This window comes from Variovorax sp. GW821-FHT09D07, assembly GCF_059416345.1.
The window spans coordinates 279,387-302,180 of sequence record NZ_JBWKOY010000005.1 but is presented as its reverse complement, the minus strand read 5'-3'; the positions used below and the strand labels follow the sequence as shown (position 1 = coordinate 302,180).

Sequence of the window (22,794 nt, the reverse complement as noted above, 5' to 3'; positions counted from 1 at the left end):
GCCCGGTCCTAAGGCCGCATGGCCCTGTTCCCAGCCTCCGCGTTGCGCCCCGGCGTGCGCAAGCGCGAGGTGTTCGGCTGGGCGATGTACGACTTCGCCAACTCAGGCTACACCACGGTCGTGATCACGGCGGTGTTCGCCGCCTACTTCGTCGGCGGCATCGCCAAGGGCGCGCCATGGGCCACCTTCGCGTGGACCGCGGCCCTCAGCACCTCGTACGCCATCGTGATGCTCACGATGCCCGCCATCGGCGCCTGGGCCGACCTGCGCGCCGCCAAGAAGCGCGTGCTGGTCATGACGACCACGGGCTGCGTGCTCGCCACGGCGGCTCTGGCGCTCACGCCGGGCTTCGCGGGCGGCCCGATGGGCGTTGCGCTCGCGATGGCGCTGGTGATCGTCTCCAACGCGTTCTATTCCTACGGCGAGTCGCTGACTGGCGCTTTCCTGCCCGAGCTGGCAACGGCCGAGGGCATGGGCAAGGTGAGCGGCTGGGGTTGGGCCTTCGGCTATGTCGGCGGCATGCTGGCGCTGGGGTTGTGCCTGGCGTACGTGCTGTGGTCGCAAGCGCGCGGGCTGCCGGCAGCGCACTTCGTGCCGGTCACGATGCTGATCACGGCGGCGATCTACGGCGTGGCCGCCTGCGTCACCTTCGCGCTGCTGCCCGAACGCGCCGTGCCGCAGGCCAGTCGTGGCCAGGACAGCGCCTGGCGGCAATTGCGCACCACCTTCCAGCAGGCCCGCGCCTACCGTGACTTCATGTGGCTGCTGGTCTGCACCGTCTGCTACCAGGGCGGTGTGGCGGTCGCGATCACGCTGGCGGCGATCTACGCCGAGCAGGTGATCGGCTTCGTCGCGAGCGAGACGATGGTGCTGATCTTCGTGCTCAACGTTGCGGCGGCGGTCGGAGCCTTCGCCTTCGGCTACGTGCAGGACCGCATCGGCCACAAGGTGTCGCTGGCCGCCACGCTGCTCGCGTGGATCGCGGTGTGCGTGATTGCCGCATGGGTCACGACCAAGGGCGGCTTCTGGTGGGCCGCCGCCATCGCGGGGCTGGCGATGGGCTCGAGCCAGTCGGCCGGGCGCGCGATGACGGGTTACCTCGCGCCGCCACAGCAACTGGCCGAATTCTTCGGCCTCTGGACCTTTGCCACGCGCCTGGCCAGCATCATCGGCCCGCTGAGCTTCGGCGCCATCACCTGGGCCACCGGCGGCAACCAGCGCATCGCGATCCTCTCGACCGCGGTGCTGTTCATCGGCGGGCTGTTGCTGCTGCTGCCGATCGACATGCAACGCGGCCGTAGGGCTGCGCTGCACGACAAGGCTGCTGCGCGATAGCGGCGCCCCGGCGCCTCAGGGCGTCTGCTGCAGCGACTTCGGCACCTTGAAGCGCTCGCCGTCATAGCGCAGCGTCACGGTGCTGAACTTGGCGGGCAGCGCTTTCTCGACGCAGCCCTGGTCTTCCTGTTCCTGCGCACGGCTTTGCACCAGCGTGCGCGACAGCTGCAGGTCGGCCAGGCCGTTGCTCGTGGTGCGGGCGACCGACAGCATGGTGCGCAGCTTCTCGAAATGACCGGTGCAGGTGGCGTCCCAGCCGCCGTTGTCGTGGTCGAGCTCGATCTCCTGCAGCACCTGCTGCAGCTTGTTGCCGCGCTGCACGTACAGGCGCACGGTCTCGCTGGCCTGCGGGCCCGAGGTCGGGCTGTTGCCGCGGTAGCGCACGCGCAGGCCGAAGGCGCGCGTGTCGGCCGACAGCACGTAGCGCGAGGTGTCGACGCGAATCTCCTGGATTGCGGTGGTGGCGTCTTCGTCGAGCGCCTCGGGCAGGAAGATCCGCCCGATCACCGTGTCGCGGTCGGTGTTGCCGTTGTCGGGCCGCTGGATCAGCAGCAGCGCCAGGTCGAAGACCTTGGCGCCCTTGTCCGTGGTTTCGCGCGGCATGGGCAGCACCACGATGCTGCGACCGGGAAACGCCGGCCAGACTTTGCACGCGGCCAGCCGTTCGTCGAGGGGCTGCTTCGGATAGAGCTTGGCGTGCATGCGCTCGGCCAGCCCGCTTTCGCAGGCGGCGTGGCCCAGGCCGGCGGCCGAGGCCAGGCCCAGCAGGACCAGTGCATGACGCAGGAAGAAGAGGGCGCGCATGGCGGGTGAGTGGATGTCAGGCAGCGTTCGCCGCCGACACCGAAGCGCCTCGCGCGCGTGCAGGCAGCCAGCGCGCTGCGGCGGCTTCGAGCACCGCCAGGTCGCCGCTGCTCTCGAGCACCAGCGCTTCGCTGCCACCGTCGGCCAGCCGGCCGAGCGACGCCAGCACGCGGCGCGTCTGCTGCGCGACCGGTGCGCCGGTGTCGATGAAGCGCAGCGTCGGCGGTGCGTGGCGCTGCAGTTCGTCTTTCACGAGCGGATAGTGCGTGCAACCGAGCACCACGGTGTCGACCTCGCCTGGCCCGTCGCCGAAGGGGCCTGCTTCCGCCATGTAGCGCTCGCACAGCGCGGCGATGGTGGCGCTGTCAAAGCCTTCGATGGCCTTCACGAGGCCGTCGCACGGCACGGGCCGCACGGTCGTCGCGCCTGCAAAGGAATCGCGCAGCGCTGCATACCGGGCGCTGGCCAGCGTGCCGCGCGTGGCCAGCACCGCGATGTGGCCGGTGCGGCTCGTCGCCACGGCGGGCTTGAGCGCCGGCTCCAGGCCCACGATGGGCAGTGCGGGGAATTCGGCGCGCAGCACGTGGATCGCCGCCGTGGTGGCCGTGTTGCAGGCCACCACCAGCGCCTTGATGTCGTGCGCGCGCAGCAGGTGTTCGACCACCTGGCGCGAGTGCGCGATGACGTAGGCGTCGCCGCGCTCGCCATACGGCGCATTCGCGGTGTCGGCGAAGTAGACGAAGCGTTCCGTCGGCAGCTCGGCCTGCAGCGCGGCGAGCGTGCTCAGCCCCCCGACGCCGCTGTCGAACACGCCGACCGGGTTCAAGCGACTTCCAGCGGAATGGTCTTGAACTCGCCGCTGGCGATGCGCTTTTGCCACTCGGCCGGGCCGGTGATGTGCGCGCTGGTGCCGCCGGCATCGACCGCCACCGTCACGGGCATGTCGACCACGTCGAATTCGTAGATGGCTTCCATGCCCAGGTCCGCAAAGCCCACGACCTTGGCGGTCTTGATGGCCTTGCTCACGAGGTAAGCGGCGCCGCCCACGGCCATGAGGTAGGCGCTCTTGTGCTTCTTGATGGCCTCGATGGCGACCGGGCCGCGCTCGGCCTTGCCGATCATGGCGATCAGGCCCGTTTCGGCCAGCATCATCTCGGTGAAGCCGTCCATGCGCGTGGCGGTGGTTGGGCCGGCGGGGCCCACGGCTTCGTTGCCGACCGGGTCGACCGGGCCGACGTAGTAGATGACGCGGTTTGTGAAATCGACCGGCAGCTTCTCGCCCTTGGCCAGCATGTCCTGGATGCGCTTGTGCGCGGCATCGCGGCCGGTGAGCATCTTGCCGTTCAGCAGGATCGTGTCGCCCGGCTTCCAGCTCGCCACTTCGGCCGGCGTGAGCTTGTTCAGGTCGACGCGCTTGCTCTTCTTCTCGTCGGGTGCCCAGTTCACGTCGGGCCACAGGTCCAGCGACGGCGGATCGAGGTAGACCGGGCCGCTGCCGTCCATCACGAAGTGCGCGTGGCGCGTGGCGGCGCAGTTAGGGATCATCGCCACGGGCTTGCTGGCCGCGTGCGTGGGGTACATCTGGATCTTGACGTCGAGCACGGTGGCCAGGCCGCCCAGGCCCTGCGCGCCGATGCCCAGGGCATTGACCTTCTCGAACAGCTCGAGGCGCAGCGCCTCGACCTTGGTGAGCTCGGCGCCCGAGGCGGCCTTGGCCTGCAGCTCGTGCATGTCCAGGTCGTCCATCAGGCTTTCCTTGGCCATCAGCGCGGCCTTCTCGGCGGTGCCGCCGATGCCGATGCCCAGCATGCCGGGCGGGCACCAGCCGGCGCCCATGGTCGGCACGGTCTTGAGCACCCAGTCGACCACGCTGTCGCCGGGGTTCAGCATGACCAGCTTGCTCTTGTTCTCGCTGCCGCCGCCCTTGGCGGCCACCGTCACCTCGACGGTGTTGCCGGGAACGATCTCGGTGAAGATCACCGCGGGCGTGTTGTCCTTGGTGTTCTTGCGATCGAACTGCGGGTCGCCCACGACCGAGGCGCGCAGCGTGTTGTCGGGGTGGTTGTAGCCGCGGCGCACGCCTTCGTTGATGGCGTCGTCCAGCGAACCGGTGAAGCCGCCCCAGCGCACGTCCATGCCCACCTTGAGGAACACGTTGACGATGCCGGTGTCCTGGCAGATCGGGCGGTGGCCCGTGGCGCTCATCTTGCTGTTGGTCAGGATCTGCGCAATGGCGTCCTTGGCGGCGGGGCTCTGCTCGCGCTCATAGGCCTTGGCCAGATGGGCAATGTAGTCCGCGGGGTGGTAGTAGCTGATGTACTGGAGCGCGGCGCTGATCGATTCGATCAGGTCGGCCTGCTGGATCGTGGTCGTCATGGTGGGGAGTCTTCTTGGAGGGGGAACGCCCTCGATTATCTCAGCCACCAATACCGCAGGCCGGCGCCGGGCGAAAGGGCGCCGGCGCGGGGGTGAGGCCGTGTTACCGGGCCGCGGCGCGCGCCTGTGCAATCCAGCCGTCGAAGGTCGCCTGGTGCACCCGAATCCACCCGTCGGTGTGGCGCGTCACGTCCTGCATGCTGTTGGCGCCTTCGCTCATGCGCAGGTTCTGTGCGTTGATGTCGCTGATCGGCAGCTTCATCACCTCGAACAGGCGGCCGGCGGCGGGGTTCTTCTCGATGAAGGCCCGGTTGGCGACGATGCGCTGCTCGTTGGCCAGGAAGCCGTAGTTGCGGCCATTGGGCAGCCGGGTGTCGACCTGCGCGCCGGCCTGCGCGGGGGAGAAGGGCACCTGCAGCCAGACCACGTCGGCGCCCGGGCGCAGCACGGCGCTGACCCAGTAGGGCGTCCAGGTGTAGTAGAGGATCGGCTTGTCCTGCTTGAAGCGCGCGATGGTGTCGGCCATGAGCGCCGCGTAGCTGCCCTGCTTGTGGGTCACGCTGTCGCGCAGCTGGTAGGCGTTCAGGTGGTTTTCGATGGCCAGTTCGCAGCCCCAGCCGGGGTTGCAGCCGGTGAGGTCGGCCTTGCCGTCGCCGTCGGCATCGAACAGCTTGGCAATCGCCGGGTCTTTCAGCTGCGCGATGCTCGTGATGTTGTATTGCTCGGCGGTCTTGCGGTCGATCAGGTAGCCCTGCACCGCGCCGTCGGAGTACGTGCCCTGGCGCCACAGCTTGGCGTCGCCGCCGCTGTTCTTGTAGAAGTCGGCGTGCAGCAGGCTCCAGTGGTTGGCCATGAAGGTGGCGTCGCCATTGGCAATGGCCAGGTGCTCGGTGGCGGGCTCCAGGTCTTTCATCGGCTCGACCTTGTAGCCGAGCTTCTCGAGCGCGCGCATCACCAGCAGCGTCTGGAAGGCTTCCTCGGCGAGCGAGCTTTTCAGCGGTTGCACGGTGATGCCCTGGCCGGGCAGGTCGTTGGCGGCCTGTGCGGTCGCACCGAAGGCGACGAAGCCCAGTGCCAGGAGGCCGCGGGCGAAGAAGAGGCGGGTGGTCTTCATGCGTGGGTGTCCTCCGTGATGGTCAGTGCGCTTGCGCGGAAAGGGCGGGCACGGCGTCGTCGGCGTGCGAGCCGCGCGAGGGCGTGCCCACGAGGCGCTGCAGCAGGCGCAGCGCGAAGCCGGCCGGGCCGGTGTGCCACCAGCGGTGGCCGGCGCTGCGGCGCGACTTGCCCATGGCCTGCGTCAGGCGGTCCAGCGTGATCGCCAGCAGCACGATGCCCAGGCCGCCGACGGTGGCCAGGCCCATGTCGAGCCGGCCGATGCCGCGCAGCACCATCTGGCCGAGGCCGCCCACGGCGATCATCGAGGCGATCACCACCATCGACAGCGACAGCATCAGCGCCTGGTTGATGCCCGCCATGATCGACGGCATGGCCAGCGGCAGCTTCACCTTCACGAGCATCTGCCAGGGCGAGGCGCCGTAGGCGCGCGCGGCTTCGATGAGGTCGGGGCGCACCTGGCGCAGGCCGAGGTTGGTCAGGCGCACCAGCGGGGCGAGCGCGAAGACGATGGTCACGATCACGCCCGGCACGTTGCCGATGCCGAACAGCATCACCACCGGCACGAGGTACACGAAGGCCGGCGTGGTCTGCATGGCGTCGAGCACCGGGCGCATCACGCGCTGGGCCCGGTCGCTGCTGGCCAGCAGCACGCCCAGCGGCAGGCCGATGACCATGCAGAACACCAATGAGGTCAGCACCAGCGACAGCGTGACCATCGCTTCGGGCCAGATGCCCAGCACGGTCACCAGCATCAGCGACACGACGGTGCCGATGGCCAGCGCGCGGCCGGTGAACTGCCAGGCGAGCAGGCCGATGAGCGCAATCATCGGCAGCGCGGGCAGGGCGGTGAGCAGGCCCTGCACCGAGTTGAGCGTGCTGTCGATCGGCAGGCGCACGGTCTGGAAGAAGGGGCGAAAGTGTTCCACCACCCAGCCCAGACCCTGGTTGATCCAGGCCTCGACGGGCAGCGAGCCGTCCCACAGGCGGTGCAGTGCGAAGCCGTTGGTGGCGGTGTCGGCTTGCCCGGCGAGGGCGTGCGCGGTGTTCGCCGGGGCGTCGAGCCAGGCGCTGGCGGCCGAGGTGTCAGGTGCGGCCGAGATGGCTTCCCACGGATCGAGGGCGGGGGGCGCGGCGGGCGTGTCCAGGACGGGGGTGTCCAGCAGGGGCGCGTTCAGGTCGGAAGGCAATGTGGTGTCGTTCATCGTTCAAGGTCCTTCGTGAATTCAGTGCGGCTCGGCGGCGAGTGCGGGCGCGGCATGCGGCGAGACGGGTTCGATCGGCGGCGTGTCGCGGTCGAGGAAGCGCAGCAGCGTCGTCTTGCTGATCGCGCCGCAGAAACGGCCGTCACCGGCCACGACCGGCAGTGCGCAGGGCGCCTGCGCGAGCTGGCCGATCAGGCCGGCCACGGGGGCTTCGGCGTCGATGCGCGGCAGGTCCTCGAGGAAGGCGTGCTGCAGTCCGAGCGGACCCGAATGCCCGTCGAGCGCACCGCGCAGCGTGTCCGCCGACACCACGCCCAGGAAGCGCTTGGTCGGGCTGGTCACGTAGGCGAAGTCGCGGTCCTGGTCTTCGAGCAGCTTGAGCGCCGCGCGCGCGCCGCGCTCGGGGTGCTCGCACACCACGGTGAGCGACTTGCGCGCGATGTCGGCCGCCTTGAACACCGCCGCCGCGTCCACGCCGCGCACGAAGCTGCGCACGTAGTCGTCGGCCGGGGTGCGCAGGATCTCGTCGGGCGTGCCGACCTGGATCACGTGGCCGTCCTTCATGATCGCGATGCGGTCGCCGATGCGCATGGCTTCGTCCAGGTCGTGCGAGATGAAGACGATGGTGCGGCGCTGCACCTGCTGCAGCCGCAGCAGCTCCGACTGCATCTCGGTGCGGATGATCGGGTCGAGCGCAGAGAAGGCCTCGTCCATCAGCAGGATCGACGGGTCGGACGCCAGCGCGCGCGCCAGGCCCACGCGCTGCTGCATGCCGCCCGAGAGCTCGTCGGGGTAGCTGTCGCCCCAGCCCGAAAGGCCCACTTGCGCGAGCGCCAGGTCAGCCTGCGCGAGGCGGTCTTTCTTGCGTGTACCCGACAGCTCCAGGCCGAAGGCGGTGTTCTCGCGCACCGTCATGTGCGGCATCAGCGCGAACGACTGGAACACCATGCTGATGTCCTTGCGGCGCAGCGCGCGCAGCTTGCTGTCGGAGTGCTCGTTGATGTCGGCGCCGTCGATCACGATGCGCCCGGCGGTCGGCTCGATGAGCCGGTTGAGCAGCCGCACCAGCGTCGACTTGCCCGAGCCCGACAGGCCCATGATCACGAAGATCTCGCCGGCCTGGATCTCGAAGGTGGCATCGAACACGCCGATCGACTGACCGGTCTTCGCCAGGATTTCCTTCTTGGAAAAACCTTGGCGGACCAGCTCGAGGGCTTGTTCGGGCGAGTCGCCGAACACCTTGAAGACATGGTCGATGAGAATTCCTTTGGCCATATGCCGGGGCTCCTTGAGTGAAGGGTGGACACAGCACCGCCCCGGAGGGCGGCAACGGCCACGCCATCAGCCCGATGAGGGAGCTGCCCGACAGCGCGCATGAAGATTGCGCATGCGCATGCAATGGCCCGGCGAGCCCCGAGGGCTGCCGACAGGCACTGAAGACGACTTGGCGACGAAGCCAGTGCCCGCCGGATGCTTCATTCGCAGACAACGGGCCTGGTCGAGGGGCGCCGCCTGGATGAGCGTGACGTGGCAATGGGGCCGGAAAAAAGATCCGGCCGGTTTGCCGGGCTGGGCCCGGCGTGAAGGGCCTTGCACCGCGACGGGATTCGCTGATCCGCGAGTAGTGCAAGGGTGACCAACATGACTTGTTGGTCGTCGGAAGCCGCTAATTATAACTTTTTGGCATGACGCGAGTCAACCCACGGGCGTATCGTGTCTGTGGGACCCGGGCGAAAGGCCTCGTCAGATGCGAGCCATTCTTATTGAGACCATACTCGGCACCGCGCCCGGTGAGCGGGCGCAACCATCCAAGACTGTGGAGCCATTTTTCTCATGACGACTTCTCCCAAGACCCGTGCCGAGCGCGACACCTTCGGCCCGATCGACGTGCCGGCCGACAAGCTGTGGGGCGCGCAAACGCAGCGCTCGCTGCAGAACTTCGACATCTCCGGCGAGCAGCAGCCGCGCGAGATCATCAAGGCGCTGGCCCAGGTCAAACGCGCATCGGCCGTGGTCAATCACGCGCTGGGCCTGCAGGACGAGAAGAAGACGAACGCCATCGTGGCCGCGGCCGACGAGGTCATCGCCGGCAAGCATCCGGGCGAGTTCCCGCTGGTGGTCTGGCAGACCGGCTCGGGCACGCAGAGCAATATGAACGTCAACGAGGTGCTGGCCAACCGCGCGAGCGAAATTCTCGGCGGCGAGCGCGGGGAAGGGCGCCTCGTGCACCCGAACGACGACGTGAACCGCAGCCAGTCGAGCAACGACGTGTTCCCCACCGCCATGCACGTGGCGGCCGTCGAGGCCATCACGCACAAGCTGCTGCCCGCCATCGCCAAGCTGCGCGGCACGCTGGCGAAGAAGGCTGAAGACTTCGCCGACATCGTGAAGATCGGCCGCACCCACCTGCAGGACGCCACGCCGCTCACGCTGGGTCAGGAGTTCTCGGGCTACGTGGCGCAGCTGGCGCACGGCGAGGCGCACGTGCGCGCCGCGCTGCCGCACCTGTGCGAACTGGCGCTGGGCGGCACGGCCGTCGGCACCGGGCTCAATGCGCCCAAGGGCTATGCGGAGCAGGTCGCGGCCGAGCTGGCGAAGCTCACGAACCTGCCGTTCGTCACGGCGCCGAACAAGTTCGAAGCCATGGCCAGCGTCGATGCGCTGGTGCATGCCCACGGCGCGCTCAAGACGCTCGCCGCCAGCATGAACAAGATCGCCAACGACGTGCGCTGGCTCGCGAGCGGCCCGCGCAGCGGCATCGGCGAGCTGAGCATTCCCGAGAACGAACCCGGCTCGTCGATCATGCCGGGCAAGGTCAACCCGACGCAGAGCGAGGCCGTCACGATGCTGGCCGCGCAGGTGTTCGGCAACGACGTGGCCATCAATATCGGCGGCGCCTCGGGCAACTTCGAGCTGAACGTGTTCCGTCCGATGGTGGCCCACAATTTCCTGCAGAGCGTGCGCCTGCTGGCCGACGGCATGGTGAGCTTCAATGACCACTGCGCCGTGGGCATCGAGCCGAACCGCGAACGCATCACGGAGCTGGTGCAGCGTTCGCTGATGCTGGTGACGGCGCTGAACACGCACATCGGCTACGACAAGTCGGCGTACATCGCGAAGAAGGCGCACAAGGAAGGCACGAGCCTGCGCGAGGCGGCGATTGCGTCGGGGCACCTGACGGCCGAGCAGTTCGATGCGTGGGTGGTGCCGGAGAACATGACCGGTCGCTGATTCGTTCGGTAGCCCTCATGAAAAAAGGACCCGCGAGGGTCCTTTTTCGTTGCCGGCCGATCGATCAGTAGCCGATCGTGTAGCGCTGGCGCGAGTGCGCGGGCTTCTCGAGCTCGTCGATGAACGCGATCGCGTAGTCCTCGAAGGAGATCCAGCTGCGGCCTTCGGCGCTCACGAGCAGGTCGTCCTTGCCCAGACGGAACTTGCCCGTGCGCTCGCCTTCGACGAATTCGGCCGAGGGCGACAGGAAGGTCCAGTCGAGGTCCTTCTCGTTGCGCAGCGCGTCCAGGAACACGCCGCCAGCCGTGGCTTCGGCGCGGTAGGCATCGGGGAAGTTCGGCGTGTCGATCACCTTCAGGCCGGGCGCTGCGAACAGGCTGCCGGCGCCGCCGACCACCAGCAGGCGCTTCACGCCCGCGCGCTTCACGGGCTCGATGACGGCCGCGGGCGGCACGGTGGCGAAATGCGCCGCGCTGAACACGGCGTCATGCCCGGCCACGGCCTTTTCGAGGGCGGCGGCGTCGAGCGCGTCGACATCGACGGTCTTGACGTTGGCACGGCCGGCCAGCTTTGCGCTGGCATGGCGGGCGATGGCCGTCACGGTGTGGCCGCGGCGCAGCGCTTCTTCGAGAAGGCGGCCGCCGGCACGTCCGGTGGCGCCGAGGATGGCGATGTGGCTCATGAGGGACTCCAGTCAAAAGTTGGGAAGGGGATGAACCGCATCTTAGGTTTCTGGTTTCGAAAGAAATACCTCGAATTCCGCGCTTCTTTATTCCTAAAATCGTTCGAATGGACCGATTGAACGCAATGCGGGTGTTCGTGACCGTGGTGGACGCGGGCAGCCTCTCGGCCGCGGCCGACAAGCTCGACCTGTCGCGCCCGGTGGTCACGCGCTATGTAGCCGAACTGGAGCAATGGACCGGCGCACGCCTGCTGCACCGCACGACGCGCCGCCTGAGCCTCACGGCGGCGGGCGAGGAGCTGCTGCCGCGCTGCCGCCAGGTGCTCGAACTCGCGGGCGACATGCAGGCGGCGGTGCGCCACCCGGCCGAGGCGCCGAGCGGGCAGCTGCGCATCACGGCCAGCACCTCGTTCGCGCAGGCGCAGCTGGCCGGCGCGGTGGCCGACTACGTGCGGCGCTACCCGGGCGTGGCGGTCGACCTGGTGCTGCTCGACCGCGCGGTGAACCTGGTGGACGAGCGCATCGACCTCGCCATTCGCGTGTCGTCCGAGATCGATCCGAACCTCATCGCACGCCGGCTCTCGGTGTGCCGCTCGGTGGTCTGCGCGACGCCCGATTACCTGAAGGCGCACGGCCAGCCGCAGCGCGTGGAAGAGCTGGCGCAGCGCAACTGCCTCACGCATTCGTATTTCGGTCGCAGCCTGTGGAATTTCACGCGCAAGGCCGACGGCCTGCCGGTCTCGGTGGCCGTGGCCGGCAACCTCTCGACCAACGACGCGGCCAGCCTGATGGCGTTGGCGCGGGCCGGGGCGGGCATCGCGATGCTGCCCACCTATCTGACGTCGGGGTTGCTGCAATCGGGCGAGCTGGTGTCGCTCTTTCCCGATCACGAGCCGCAGGTGCTGGGGGTGTATGCGGTGTACGCCTCGCGCAAGCACATGCCGTCTGCGCTGCGCACCTTGCTCGATTTCCTGGCCGAGCGCTTCACCGAAGTGCCGGCCTGGGACACGCCTTCCTAGTGGTGGGCGTTGGCGGCGGCCGCCTCGTTCATCAGCTTGTCGGTGTACGCGATGGCCATGGCCGAGAACAGGAACGCGATGTGGATCACGGTCTGCGCGATCAGCACCTTGTCGGTGTAGTTGTCCGCGTTGATGAAGGTCTTGAGCAGATGGATCGAGCTGATGCCGATGATGGCGGTGGCCAGCTTCACCTTGAGCACCGAGGCGTTCACGTGGCTCAGCCACTCGGGCTGGTCCTGGTGGCCTTCGAGGTCCATGCGGCTCACGAAGGTCTCGTAGCCGCCCACGATCACCATGATCAGCAGGTTGGAGATCATCACCACGTCGATCAGCGCCAGCACCACCAGCATGATCACCGTCTCGTTGAGCGAGCCGACGGGGGCGGTGGTCTTGTAGCCGATGCTCGCGATCAGGGCCTGCAGCGCGTCCTTGTTGCCGAAGGCGGCTTCGACGAGGTGCAGCAGCTCGACCAGGAAGTGCACCACGTACACACCCTGCGCCACGATCAGCCCCAGGTACAGCGGCAGCTGCAGCCAGCGGCTCGCGAAGATGAGCCGGGGCAGGGGCTTCAGCGGGGAACTGCGCGCTGGTACGGGCGCGTTCCGGGCGTCGAAAGGATCGGGGGCGGACATGGGGAGTAAGAAGACAGGTGTAAAAAGTCGGGCGATTCTAGAGGTCTCCCAGTGACGCACTCGTGATAACCCTGCGAACTAACATCGACCCCGTCAGTGGCCCGTAAGTGCGTGCCCCGACATTACGGCCGCATTCAATCAGGAGACAAGAGCATGAGCAGCGCATCGAAGAACATTGAATCCGTCCTGGTCGAGAACCGCGTGTTCCCGCCCGACGCCCGCGCCACCGAAGGCGCCCGCATTGCCGGCATGGCCGCCTACGAGGCGCTGTGCAAGGAAGCCGAACAGGACTTCGAAGGCTTCTGGACCCGCCTGGCCAAGGACAACCTGCAGTGGACGAAGCCCTTCACCCGCACCCTGGACGAATCGAAGGCGCCGTTCTACGAATGGTTCGGCGACGGTGAACTCAACGCCAGTGCCAACTGCTTGGACAAGCACATCGGCACCCCCGTCGAGAACAAGACCGCCATCGTCTTCGAAGCCGACGACGGCGCCGTCACCCGCGTCACCTACAAGGAGCTGCTGGCCCGCGTGAGCCAGTTCGCCAACGCGCTGAAAGCGCAGGGCATCCGCAAGGGCGATCGCGTCATCATCTACATGCCGATGACCATCGAGGGCGTGGTCGCCATGCAGGCCTGCGCGCGCATCGGCGCCACCCACAGCGTGGTGTTCGGCGGCTTCTCGGCCAAGGCGCTGCAGGAACGCATCATCGACGCGGGCGCCGTGGCCGTCATCACCGCCAACTACCAGCTGCGCGGCGGCAAGGAACTGCCGCTGAAGGCCATCGTGGACGACGGCATCGCACTGGGCGGCTGCGACACGCTCAAGACCGTGCTCGTGTACGAGCGCACGCCCACCGCGTGGAACCGCGTCGAGGGCCGCGACAAGACCTTCACCGAAGCGCTGGCCGGGCAGAGCACCGAGTGCGCGCCCGTGCCGGTCAATGCCGAGCACCCGCTGTTCATCCTCTACACCTCGGGCTCCACCGGGAAGCCCAAGGGCGTGCAGCACGCCACCGGCGGCTACCTGCTGTGGGCCAAGCTCACGATGGACTGGACCTTCGACATCCGCCCCGAAGACCTGTTCTGGTGCACCGCCGACATCGGCTGGATCACCGGACACACCTACGTCGCCTACGGCCCGCTCGCGGCCGGCGCCACGCAGGTCGTGTTCGAAGGCATCCCCACCTTCCCGCATGCGGGCCGCTTCTGGGAAATGATCCAGAAGCACAAGGTCTCGATCTTCTACACCGCGCCCACCGCCATCCGCTCGCTCATCAAGGCGGCCGAAGGCGACGAGAAGGTGCATCCGAAGAACTGGGACCTGACCAGCCTGCGCATCCTCGGCTCGGTCGGCGAGCCGATCAATCCCGAAGCGTGGATGTGGTACCACCGGAACATCGGCGGCGAGCGCTGCCCGATCGTCGACACCTTCTGGCAGACCGAAACGGGCGGCCACGTCATCACGCCGCTGCCGGGCGCCACGCCGCTGGTGCCGGGCTCGTGCACCTTGCCGCTGCCGGGCATCATGGCCGCCATCGTCGACGAGACGGGCAAGGACCTGCCCAACGGCGCGGGCGGCATGCTGGTCATCAAGCGACCCTGGCCCTCGATGATCCGCACGATCTGGAACGATCCCGAGCGCTTCAAGAAGAGCTACTTCCCCGAAGAGATGGGCGGCACGATTTACCTCGCCGGCGACGGCGCAGTGCGCAGCGCCGACCGCGGCTACTTCCGCATCACGGGCCGCATCGACGACGTGCTCAACGTGTCGGGCCACCGCCTGGGCACGATGGAGATCGAATCGGCGCTGGTGTCCAAGACCGACCTCGTGGCCGAAGCCGCGGTGGTGGGCCGTCCCGACGACGTGACGGGCGAGGCCGTGTGCGCCTTCGTCGTGCTCAAGCGCGCCCGCCCGACCGGCGAAGAGGCCAAGCAGATCGCGAATGAGCTGCGTGCGTGGGTCGCCAAGGAAATCGGCCCCATCGCCAAGCCCAAGGACATCCGCTTCGGCGACAACCTGCCCAAGACGCGCAGCGGCAAGATCATGCGGCGCCTGCTGCGCAGCATCGCCAAGGGCGAGGCGATCACGCAGGACACGTCGACGCTCGAAAATCCGGCGATCCTCGACCAGCTATCCGAGACGAACTGAACCACGGGATTGGCCGAATCCGGCCATTCCGGAACAGTTGTCACGAACCTGCTGTACAGAGGTGTAGGACATGGCCGTTTGTGCGGCCATGTGCACCAAAGCGGCCTCCTGGCTGAGGTAAAACCGATGTCGTCACCGCGCGCCACGACAGGCGCGCGGCTTTTGTCATCGTGATCGGTTGTTTGCAAGGAGGCGCCACATGGGCGTGAGATCCGCTTTTCTTTTTGTCATCGTGCTGCTCATCGCGGGGCTTGCCGCGCTGAACTGGGGCACGTTGTCGGCACCCACCGACGTGTGGCTGGGCTTCATGAGCGTGTCGGCGCCGCTGGGGCTGATCATGCTGGGGCTCACGGCCGTGCTCGCAGCCTTCTTCCTCGTGTACGTGCTGTACCTGCACAGCTCGGTGCTGCTGGAGACCAAGCGCCACACGAAGGAAATGCAGACCCAGCGCGACCTCGCCGACAAGGCCGAGGCCTCGCGCTTCACCGAGCTGCGCAACTTCCTGGAAGCGCAGGAGAAGCAGCACATGTCGCACAACGCAGACCGGCACACGGCGCTGCTGGCGCGCATGGATCAGCTGGAAAGCGCGGTCAAGCTGCGTTCGGACCAGACCGACAACACGGTGGCGGCGCACATCGGGCAGCTCGAGGACCGCATCGAGCGCCGTCCGCTGCCCAGCGACATCAACCCGAGCATCTGACCGGACGTGTCGCGCGCTTCGTTTCTCTGATTACTTCGTCGACAACACCCAGGCCGCGAGCTTCTTCGCATCGGCTTCGCTGACCTGGTTGTTGGCCGGCATCGGCACCGGGCCCCACACGCCCGAGCCGCCCTTGATGATCTTGGTGGCCAGCGTGTTGGCTGCGCCCTTGTCGTCCTTGTACTTGGCCGCGATGTCCTTGAACGACGGCCCGAGCACCTTGCGTTCGACCGCGTGGCAGCTCATGCAGTTCTTCGACGTGGCAAGGGCCAGGTCGGCAAAGGCGGGCGCCGCGAGGCCGAGGCCCAGGGCTGCCATCAACATCGTTCTTTTCATGGGGACTGTTTTCGTAAGGGCTGAGTTACATTCGATCCAACGCGATTGTAGGTAGCGCGGTGCACACGCACCGGCGGCGATACCGACCAACTCGGAGGGTATTCGCGATGTGGTTTCTGCTCTTGGGCCTGCTCGGTGTAGCCCTCAAATATTTCGAAGTGGGAATGGTCGCCGGCTGGAGCTGGTGGATCGTGCTGAGCCCGTTCGCGCTGGCGCTGGCCTGGTGGGCCTGGGCCGATTCGTCGGGCTATACCAAGCGCAAGGTCATCGAGCGCGAAGAGCGGCGCAAGCAGGCGCGCATCGATCGCCAGAAGACCAACATGGGCCTGCGCACCAGCAACGGGCAGCAGCGCCCGCGCCGCTGAACTCACGGCTCCGTCACCCGCGTCGCATGCCGACAGGACGCGCGCCATGGACGACGAAGCCGCCACCCACGCCTTGCTCGTCTTCGGGCTGTCGCTGCTGGTCGGGCCGGCCGTCGGCGCGCTGGTCGGGCGTTTCAAGACTTTTTTCTGGGGCGCAGGCATCGGCGCCTTGCTGATCGGCTGCGCCGGCCTGTACGGCGCGGTCACGGTGGGCTGGCAGCGCTACCAGTCGATCGCGGGCACGGCCAGCACGCAGGGCAGCCTGGTCGAGTTCGTGGAAGAGCGCAGCAAGGACAGCAAGGGCTACGTCACCACCACGCGCGCGCCCCTCGTCGAATACACCGCCGCCGACGGGCAGAAGCGCCGCGTCAAGGGGCTCGGCGGCAGCCTGTCGGACAAGGAATGGGGCGATGCGGTCGAGGTGCGCTACAGCACCGCCGACCCGGCCCAGGCGCTGGTGGCCGACTTCCAGAACATGTGGGGCATCGTCTGGGGGCTCGGCCTTTTCGGCGGCTTTCCGACGATGTTCGGCCTGTTCTTCACCGGCATGGCGCTCAAGGAGGGTCGCAGGGGCCGGCCGGCGCCGGTGCGCGAGCCGACGCCCACGCAGAAGAAATGGCGCACGCGCGGCACGGTGCTGGCCAACGTGGTGTTCCTGGCCGGCTTCGCGCTGGTGTTTCTCTATCCCGACGACAGTGCGATGAAGCAGTTCGGTGCGGGTTTTCTCACCATCGGCGCGGGGGCGCTGCTGCACTTCGTCGTGCAGAGCTTTCCCCCGGCGATGGATTTCGAAGCCCGGGCCATCTTCGCGATCGTCGGCCTGGGCTTTGCTGCCTTCGGCTACGGCGCGTGGATGATGGGCTGATGCCGTCTTAGAACTTGTCGAGCACCGCGCCCGAGCTCGCGCTCGAGGCATTGAACGCGAACTTGGCCTGCACGCCGCGCGTGTAGCGCGGGGCCGGCGGCGTCCAGCCTTCGCGGCGCTTGGCGAGTTCGGCTTCGGGCACGTTGAGTTCGAGCTTCAGTTCGTGCGCGTCGATGGTGATCGAGTCGCCTTCGTTGACGAACGCGATGGTGCCGCCCGCCGCCGCTTCGGGTGCGACGTGGCCGACCACCATGCCCCAGGTGCCGCCCGAGAAGCGGCCGTCGGTGATGAGGCCGACGCTTTCGCCCAGGCCCGCGCCGATCAGCGCGCCCGTGGGGGCCAGCATTTCCGGCATGCCCGGGCCGCCCTTGGGGCCGAGGTAGCGCAGCACCATCACGTCGCCCGCCACGATCTTGCCGGCCAGGATGGCCTGCAGCGCCGACTGCTCGTCGTCGAACACGCGCGCCGGGCCGGTGATGACGGGGTTCTTCAGGCCGGTGATCTTGGCCACCGCGCCTTCGGGCGACAGGTTGCCCTTCAGGATGGCGAGGTGGCCTTCCTCGTACATCGGGTTGTCGATCGGGCGGATCACGTCCTGGTCGGCACGCGGCACGTCGGGCACGTCCTTGAGCACTTCCTCGATGGTCTGGCCGCTGATGGTGATGCAGTCGCCGTGCAGCAGGCCGGCCTTGAGCAGCACCTTCATCACTTGCGGAATACCGCCGGCCTGGTGCAGGTCGACCGCGAGGTACTTGCCCGAGGGCTTCAGGTCGCAGATCACGGGCACCTTCTTGCGCATGCGCTCGAAGTCGTCGATGGACCACTCCACGCCAGCCGCGTGCGCGATGGCCAGGAAGTGCAGCACCGCGTTGGTCGAGCCGCCGGTGGCCATGATCACGGCCACCGCGTTCTCGATGGCCTTCTTGGTCACGATGTCGCGCGGCTTCAGGTCTTTCTTGATGGCCTCGATCAGCACCTTGGCCGATTCCTTGGCCGAGTTGGCCTTTTCGTCGTGCGGGTTCGCCATGGTCGACGAGTAGGGCAGCGAGATGCCCAGCGCCTCGAACGCGCTCGACATCGTGTTGGCCGTGTACATGCCGCCGCACGAGCCCGTGCCGGGAATGGCGCGCTTCTCGATCTCGTGCAGGTCTTCGTCGCTCATGTTGCCGGCGGCGTTCTGGCCCACGGCCTCGAACACGCTCACGATGTTCAGGTCCTGGCCCTTGTAGCGGCCCGGGAGGATCGTGCCGCCGTACACGTAGATCGCCGGCACGTTGGCGCGCAGCATGCCCATGAGGCCGCCGGGCATGTTCTTGTCGCAACCGCCGACCACCAGCACGCCGTCCATCCACTGGCCGCCGACGCAGGTCTCGATGCAGTCGGAGATGACCTCGCGGCTCACGAGCGAGTACTTCATGCCTTCGGTGCCCATGGCCATGCCGTCGGAGATGGTGGGCGTGCCGAACACCTGCGCGTTGCCGCCGGCTTCCTCGATGCCCGCGATGGCCGCGTCGGCCAGCTTCTGCAGGCCCGAGTTGCAGGGCGTGATGGTGCTGTGGCCGTTGGCGACGCCGACCATCGGCTTCTTGAAGTCGCCTTCCTCGTAGCCCATGGCGTAGAACATCGAGCGGTTGGGGGCGCGGCTCTTGCCTTCGGTGATGTTCGCGCTGCGGCGGTTGATCTGGATGGTCTTGGTGTCCATGGTGTCTCTTCTGTCGTGGGGAGATCGTGAGGGGAGCGCCAAGTATCGGACTTCTGATTGATTGGTTCCAATCCAATTTGAAGCATGGATTGATATGCTTGGCATATGAATGAAGCCCTCATCGACCTGCGCGCCTGGCGCCAGTTCGTGGCTGTGGCCGAAGAACTGCACTTCGGTCGCGCCGCCCTGCGCCTGCACATGACGCAGCCGCCGGTCACGCAGGCCATTGCCCAGCTCGAGAAAACGCTGGGCGTGGTGCTGTTCGACCGCACCCGAAGGCGCGTGGCGCTCACGCCGGCCGGCGAGGCGCTGCTGCCCGATGTGCGCGAGCTGCTGGCGCGTGCCCAGGCGCTGCCGGCGCGGGCGCGCGCGGCGGCGGCGGGGCAGGTGGGGCGCGTGCGCATCGCCTTCGTTTCGACGGTCGGCTTCGAGCAGTTGCCGGCCTGGGTGCGCGAGTTCCGCGTGCTGTGTCCCGAGGTGGCGCTGGAGCTGGTCGAGGCCACCGGCGACGTGCAGCTCGAAGCCTTCGCGCGCGGCGAGATCGACGCCGGCCTGATGCTGCATTCGCCAGGCGCCGCGCCGCCGGGGCTGGCCTGCCTGCCGGTCGAGGTGGAGCCGCTGGTGCTCGCGCTGCCCGCCCAGCACCGGCTGGCCGAGGCGCGGCCCGTGCCGCTGGCCGAGGTGCTGGACGAGCCGCTGGTGATCTTTCCGCGCCGCATCGTGCCTTCGCTGCACGACGCGATCTTCGACCTCTACCACGCGGCCGGGCGCACGCCGCAGGTGGCGCAGGAGGCGATCCAGATGCAGACCATCGTCAACCTCGTGTCGGGCGGCATCGGCGCGGCCTGGGTGCCGCACAGCGTGATGCAGTTCCGGCGCGCGGGCGTGGTCTACCGGCAGGTCCACGAGTTCAAGGGCGTGGGGCGCCGCCGCGTGACGCTGCCAGTGTGCGAGACCAGCCTCGTGTGGCCTGCACAGGCGGCGCATCCGGCGCTGGCGCGCTTCGTGGCCTTCGTGCGCGAGCGGGCCGGTCGCGTGACGGTGTAAAGCTCAGGCGCTGCGCGCCGCCCGGCCGGCGGGCGAGGGCGCATCGAGCGTGGCCGCCAGCAGCGTGTCGAGCCATCCCGCGAAAGCCTGCACCCGTCGCGACAGATTGCGCCGGTGCGGGTAGACGAGGTGCACCGGCAGCGGCTCGGCGCGCGCGTCGGGCAGCACTTCCACCAGCTCGCCGGCCGCGAGGTGCTCGCGCACGTCGTAGGCCGGGATCTGGATCAGGCCCAGCCCCGCCAGCGCGCAGGCGATGTAGGTCTCGGCGTTGTTCGCCGCCACCTGGCTGCGCAGGCGCAGCACCTGGGTCTCGCCGTCGCGCACTTGCCACTCCCAGGGCGCGGCCCGGCCGCTGATCGGCGAGGCGTAGTTGACCGCCATGTGCTGCGGCAGGTCGGCCGTCGTGCGCGGCGTGCCGTGACGCGCGAGGTAGGCGGGGCTGGCGCAGTTGATGAGCGTGAAATGCCCCAGCGGCCGGGCCACGAGGCTGCTGCTGGCGAGCGGGCCGACGCGCAGGGCGCAGTCCACACCTTCGAGCACGAGGTCGACCGCGCGGTCGCTGGAGCCCAGCTCGAGCTCGACCGCCGGGTGGCGTGCAAAGAAATCGGGCAGCGCCGGCGCGATCAGCAGGCGCGCGATGCGGCTGGGCACGTCGACCTTGAGCCGGCCGCTCACGCTGCTGTGCGCGGGCTGGAACTGCTGCTCCATGTCTTCCATGTCGGCCACCAGCGCGCGGGCCCGCTCGAGCAGCACCTCGCCGTCGGGCGTGAGGCCCACGCGGCGCGTGGTGCGGTGCAGCAGGCGCGAACCCAGGCGGGCCTCGAGCTGCTGGATGGCGGTCGAGATGGTGGCGCGCGGCAGCGCCAGCCGGTCGGCGGCGCGCGTGAAGCTGCCGGTTTCGGCCACGCGCAGGAAGACCTGGAGGAGTTCGATGCGGTCCATGTCGGCGGGGCTGATTGCTCGTATTTTTCAGAACAGTCTAGCCTTGAATGAATGATTTATCTGCAACTTGGCGATCAATAGACTGGCGGCTCGTCACACATCCCGTCCCGGGTCTTTCACTCACTCAGAGGAATCCATCCATGTCCGCACGCACGCTCACGAACAAGGTCGCCGTCATCGCCGGCGGTGGCAAGAACCTCGGTGCCCTCATCGCCCACCAGCTGGTCGACGGCGGCGCCCGCGGCATCGCCATCCACTACAACAGCGACGGCTCGCGCGCCGAGGCCGAGCAGACGGCCGCCGCGCTGAAGGCCAAGGGCGCCGACACGCTGCTGGTGCAGGGCGACCTCGCGGTGGTCGAGAACAACGTGAAGCTGTTCGACCAGGCCGTGAAGCACTTCGGCCAGGTCGACCTCGCGATCAACACGGCGGGCGTGGTGATCAAGAAGCCGATCCTGGACATCACCGAGGCCGACTACGACAAGAGCTTCGACGCCAACGCCAAGGCGGCCTTCTTCTTCATCCAGCAGGCCGGCCGCACGCTGGCCGACGGCGGCAGCATCGTGACGCTGGTGAGCTCGCTGCTGGCGGCCTACACGCCGTTCTATGCGATCTACCCGGCGGCCAAGGCGGCGGTGGAGCACTACACGCGCGCGGCCTCCAAGGAGTTCGGCGACCGCGGCATCTCGGTGAACGCGATCGGCCCCGGCCCGATGGACACGCCGTTCTTCTACGGCCAGGAAAGCCCCGAGGCCGTGGCGTACCACAGCAGCGCCGCCGCGCTCAGCAAGTACTCGAAGAAGGGCCTCACCGACATCGAGGACATCGCGCCCATCGTGCGCTTCCTGGTCACCGAAGGCTGGTGGATCACGGGCCAGACCATCTTCGCCAACGGTGGCTACACCACGCGCTGAAGCGCCGATATCCGGCAAGATGCGCCCAGGAGGACAACGCAGATGCACACAGTCATGGTGATGGGGGGCGGCTTCGCGCTGCTGGTGGTGTTTCTTCTGGCCGGCCGCTTCATGGGCGACGGCTCGTCGATGGCGCTGGCCGCGGCGGCCAAGTGGTTCATTCCGGCGTGGTTCGTCGGCGCGGGCATCAACATGGCCGTGGGCGTGCTCAAGGCCGGGTACTCGGTGGCCGAGGAGCTGCCGATCTTCCTGTTCGTCTTCGCGGTGCCGGCCCTGGTGGCGGGGTTGCTGTGGTGGAAGTTCGGGCGCTGACATTGCCCTGAATGCCCCCGTGGCGGCGGCGTCATTGCGCCACGGCACAATCGTCGGATGCTCATGTATCCGCAGATCAATCCCATCGCCTTGCAGCTGGGGCCGGTGGCCATCCACTGGTACGGCCTGACCTACCTGGCGGCCTTCGCGCTGTTTTATTTTCTGGGCACGCGCCGCCTGCACCACGAGCCGTTCCGCTCGCTGGCCACGGCCGGCGTGTGGCAACGCAAGGACATCGAGGACATCCTGTTCCTGGGCGTCATGGGCGTGATCGTCGGTGGCCGGCTCGGCTACTGCCTGTTCTACAAGCCCGAGTACTACCTCACGCACCCGCTCGAGATCCTGTACGTGTGGCAGGGCGGCATGAGCTTCCACGGCGGCCTGCTCGGCGTGATCGGCGCCATGGTGTGGTTTGCGCGCTCGCGTGCGCGGCCGTTCTGGCAGGTGATGGACTTCGTCGCGCCCTGCGTGCCGACCGGCCTGGCCGCGGGCCGCGTGGGCAACTTCATCAACGGCGAGCTGTGGGGCCGCTTCAGCAGCCCCGAGCTGCCCTGGGGCATGGTGTTCCCGCAAAGCGGCTCGATGCTGCCGCGCCATCCGTCGCAGGTCTACCAGTTCCTGCTCGAAGGGCTGCTGCTGTTCGTCGTGATGTGGCTCTACGCGCGCAAGGAGCGCAAGCAGGGGCAGGTGGCCGCCGTGTTCCTCATCGGTTATGGCGTGCTGCGCTTCGTGGCCGAGTACTTCCGCGAGCCCGACGATTTCCTGGGCCTGCGCGCGCTCAGCCTGAGCCAGGGCCAGTGGCTCAGCGTGCCGATGGTGATCGGCGGCATTGCGCTGTGGTTCTGGTTCGGCCGCGCCGGCAAGACGGGCAGCACCGCGCGCGCCTGACCTCTCCACACCCCGCACAACGCGGCGCGGCACCTTCGGGTGCGCGCCGCTTTTTTTCGTCTGTCTCAGGGTAATTCCGGGCCGCAAGGGCAGGGCGCGGCCCTTGCATTGCGTTAACCATGCACTCACAATTATGCGTAATTACAGGAAATTACGCGAAAAGCCCACCGACTTT

At 67.8% G+C, this 22,794-nt stretch carries 22 protein-coding genes; 11 read left to right on the top strand and 11 right to left on the bottom strand.

The genetic code is table 11. The annotated features are described in order from the left end of the window. The first annotated feature begins 18 nt into the window (after window positions 1–18). Window positions 19–1,335, top strand: coding sequence for an MFS transporter (locus AC07OX_RS20140; protein ID WP_495261658.1), 1,317 nt, complete (start codon window positions 19–21; stop codon window positions 1,333–1,335). Window positions 1,336–1,350: 15 nt separating this feature from the next. Here the strand turns inward: AC07OX_RS20140 and AC07OX_RS20135 are convergent, their stop codons facing one another. From AC07OX_RS20135 to proV, 6 genes are all read right to left on the bottom strand, one after another. Continuing rightward, on the bottom strand, window positions 1,351–2,139 hold the full coding sequence (locus AC07OX_RS20135; protein WP_495261657.1) for a PA3715 family protein: 789 nt from the start codon (window positions 2,137–2,139) through the stop codon (window positions 1,351–1,353). 16 nt (window positions 2,140–2,155) lie between these two features. After that, entirely contained in the window at window positions 2,156–2,965 is an 810-nt protein-coding gene (murI, locus tag AC07OX_RS20130; RefSeq protein ID WP_495261656.1) for a glutamate racemase, read from the bottom strand. Further along, the gene (locus tag AC07OX_RS20125; protein WP_056581571.1) at window positions 2,962–4,515 is read right to left on the bottom strand and encodes a fumarate hydratase; all 1,554 of its coding nucleotides are present in this window, start codon (window positions 4,513–4,515) and stop codon (window positions 2,962–2,964) included. Before AC07OX_RS20125 ends, murI begins: the two co-directional genes overlap by 4 nt. A gap of 103 nt (window positions 4,516–4,618) precedes the next feature. Next, on the bottom strand, window positions 4,619–5,629 hold the full coding sequence (gene proX / locus AC07OX_RS20120) for a glycine betaine/L-proline ABC transporter substrate-binding protein ProX (protein WP_495261655.1): 1,011 nt from the start codon (window positions 5,627–5,629) through the stop codon (window positions 4,619–4,621). Window positions 5,630–5,651: 22 nt separating this feature from the next. Beyond that, entirely contained in the window at window positions 5,652–6,833 is a 1,182-nt protein-coding gene (gene proW / locus AC07OX_RS20115; RefSeq protein ID WP_495261654.1) for a glycine betaine/L-proline ABC transporter permease ProW, read from the bottom strand. A gap of 21 nt (window positions 6,834–6,854) precedes the next feature. After that, window positions 6,855–8,108 (bottom strand): glycine betaine/L-proline ABC transporter ATP-binding protein ProV, encoded by a 1,254-nt coding sequence (gene proV / locus AC07OX_RS20110; RefSeq protein ID WP_062475815.1) that lies wholly within the window; start codon window positions 8,106–8,108, stop codon window positions 6,855–6,857. A 558-nt stretch (window positions 8,109–8,666) separates the two neighbouring features. Here proV and fumC point away from each other — a divergent pair. Next, the gene (fumC, locus tag AC07OX_RS20105) at window positions 8,667–10,064 is read left to right on the top strand and encodes a class II fumarate hydratase (RefSeq protein ID WP_495261653.1); all 1,398 of its coding nucleotides are present in this window, start codon (window positions 8,667–8,669) and stop codon (window positions 10,062–10,064) included. Between the two features lie 64 nt (window positions 10,065–10,128). On the opposite strand, the gene AC07OX_RS20100 is transcribed toward fumC, so the two are convergent. Then, on the bottom strand, window positions 10,129–10,746 hold the full coding sequence (locus AC07OX_RS20100; RefSeq protein WP_492685534.1) for an NAD(P)-dependent oxidoreductase: 618 nt from the start codon (window positions 10,744–10,746) through the stop codon (window positions 10,129–10,131). Between the two features lie 107 nt (window positions 10,747–10,853). On the opposite strand from AC07OX_RS20100, the gene AC07OX_RS20095 reads away from it, so the two are divergent. Continuing rightward, window positions 10,854–11,765, top strand: coding sequence for a LysR family transcriptional regulator (locus AC07OX_RS20095; protein ID WP_095947779.1), 912 nt, complete (start codon window positions 10,854–10,856; stop codon window positions 11,763–11,765). Here the strand turns inward: AC07OX_RS20095 and AC07OX_RS20090 are convergent. Then, window positions 11,762–12,397 (bottom strand): YqhA family protein, encoded by a 636-nt coding sequence (locus tag AC07OX_RS20090; protein WP_095947778.1) that lies wholly within the window; start codon window positions 12,395–12,397, stop codon window positions 11,762–11,764. The genes AC07OX_RS20095 and AC07OX_RS20090 overlap by 4 nt on opposite strands. A gap of 153 nt (window positions 12,398–12,550) precedes the next feature. On the opposite strand from AC07OX_RS20090, the gene acs reads away from it, so the two are divergent. Further along, window positions 12,551–14,548, top strand: coding sequence for an acetate--CoA ligase (gene acs, locus AC07OX_RS20085; RefSeq protein ID WP_159271966.1), 1,998 nt, complete (start codon window positions 12,551–12,553; stop codon window positions 14,546–14,548). Window positions 14,549–14,747: 199 nt separating this feature from the next. Further along, a complete protein-coding gene (locus tag AC07OX_RS20080) occupies window positions 14,748–15,248 on the top strand; it encodes a Signal transduction histidine kinase (RefSeq protein ID WP_070060479.1) in 501 nt (166 codons plus the stop codon). Window positions 15,249–15,278: 30 nt separating this feature from the next. Here AC07OX_RS20080 and AC07OX_RS20075 read toward each other — a convergent pair whose 3' ends face one another. Beyond that, window positions 15,279–15,584, bottom strand: coding sequence for a c-type cytochrome (locus AC07OX_RS20075; protein ID WP_062482639.1), 306 nt, complete (start codon window positions 15,582–15,584; stop codon window positions 15,279–15,281). Window positions 15,585–15,691: 107 nt separating this feature from the next. On the opposite strand from AC07OX_RS20075, the gene AC07OX_RS20070 reads away from it, so the two are divergent. Together AC07OX_RS20070 and AC07OX_RS20065 are read left to right on the top strand one after the other, a co-directional pair. Beyond that, window positions 15,692–15,949 (top strand): TIGR04438 family Trp-rich protein, encoded by a 258-nt coding sequence (locus AC07OX_RS20070; protein WP_062482640.1) that lies wholly within the window; start codon window positions 15,692–15,694, stop codon window positions 15,947–15,949. A 46-nt stretch (window positions 15,950–15,995) separates the two neighbouring features. Further along, window positions 15,996–16,814, top strand: a complete 819-nt coding sequence (locus tag AC07OX_RS20065; RefSeq protein ID WP_159277140.1) for a DUF3592 domain-containing protein — start codon at window positions 15,996–15,998, stop codon at window positions 16,812–16,814. Between the two features lie 7 nt (window positions 16,815–16,821). Here the strand turns inward: AC07OX_RS20065 and ilvD are convergent, their stop codons facing one another. Next, the gene (gene ilvD, locus AC07OX_RS20060; RefSeq protein WP_369632648.1) at window positions 16,822–18,516 is read right to left on the bottom strand and encodes a dihydroxy-acid dehydratase; all 1,695 of its coding nucleotides are present in this window, start codon (window positions 18,514–18,516) and stop codon (window positions 16,822–16,824) included. Between the two features lie 105 nt (window positions 18,517–18,621). Between ilvD and AC07OX_RS20055 the strand changes: the two genes are divergently transcribed. Next, on the top strand, window positions 18,622–19,563 hold the full coding sequence (locus tag AC07OX_RS20055; RefSeq protein ID WP_447743754.1) for a LysR family transcriptional regulator: 942 nt from the start codon (window positions 18,622–18,624) through the stop codon (window positions 19,561–19,563). Between the two features lie 3 nt (window positions 19,564–19,566). Here the strand turns inward: AC07OX_RS20055 and AC07OX_RS20050 are convergent, their stop codons facing one another. Then, complete coding sequence (locus tag AC07OX_RS20050; protein WP_495261652.1) at window positions 19,567–20,505, bottom strand: LysR family transcriptional regulator; 939 nt, start codon at window positions 20,503–20,505, stop codon at window positions 19,567–19,569. A gap of 140 nt (window positions 20,506–20,645) precedes the next feature. Between AC07OX_RS20050 and AC07OX_RS20045 the strand changes: the two genes are divergently transcribed. From AC07OX_RS20045 to lgt, 3 genes are read left to right on the top strand one after another with little or no spacing between them, the layout of a single operon-like run. Continuing rightward, a complete protein-coding gene (locus tag AC07OX_RS20045; RefSeq protein ID WP_070060483.1) occupies window positions 20,646–21,419 on the top strand; it encodes an SDR family oxidoreductase in 774 nt (257 codons plus the stop codon). A gap of 42 nt (window positions 21,420–21,461) precedes the next feature. Further along, on the top strand, window positions 21,462–21,731 hold the full coding sequence (locus AC07OX_RS20040; RefSeq protein ID WP_390344242.1) for a hypothetical protein: 270 nt from the start codon (window positions 21,462–21,464) through the stop codon (window positions 21,729–21,731). A 57-nt stretch (window positions 21,732–21,788) separates the two neighbouring features. Beyond that, a complete protein-coding gene (lgt, locus tag AC07OX_RS20035) occupies window positions 21,789–22,619 on the top strand; it encodes a prolipoprotein diacylglyceryl transferase (RefSeq protein ID WP_492726432.1) in 831 nt (276 codons plus the stop codon). Window positions 22,620–22,794 lie beyond the last annotated feature (175 nt).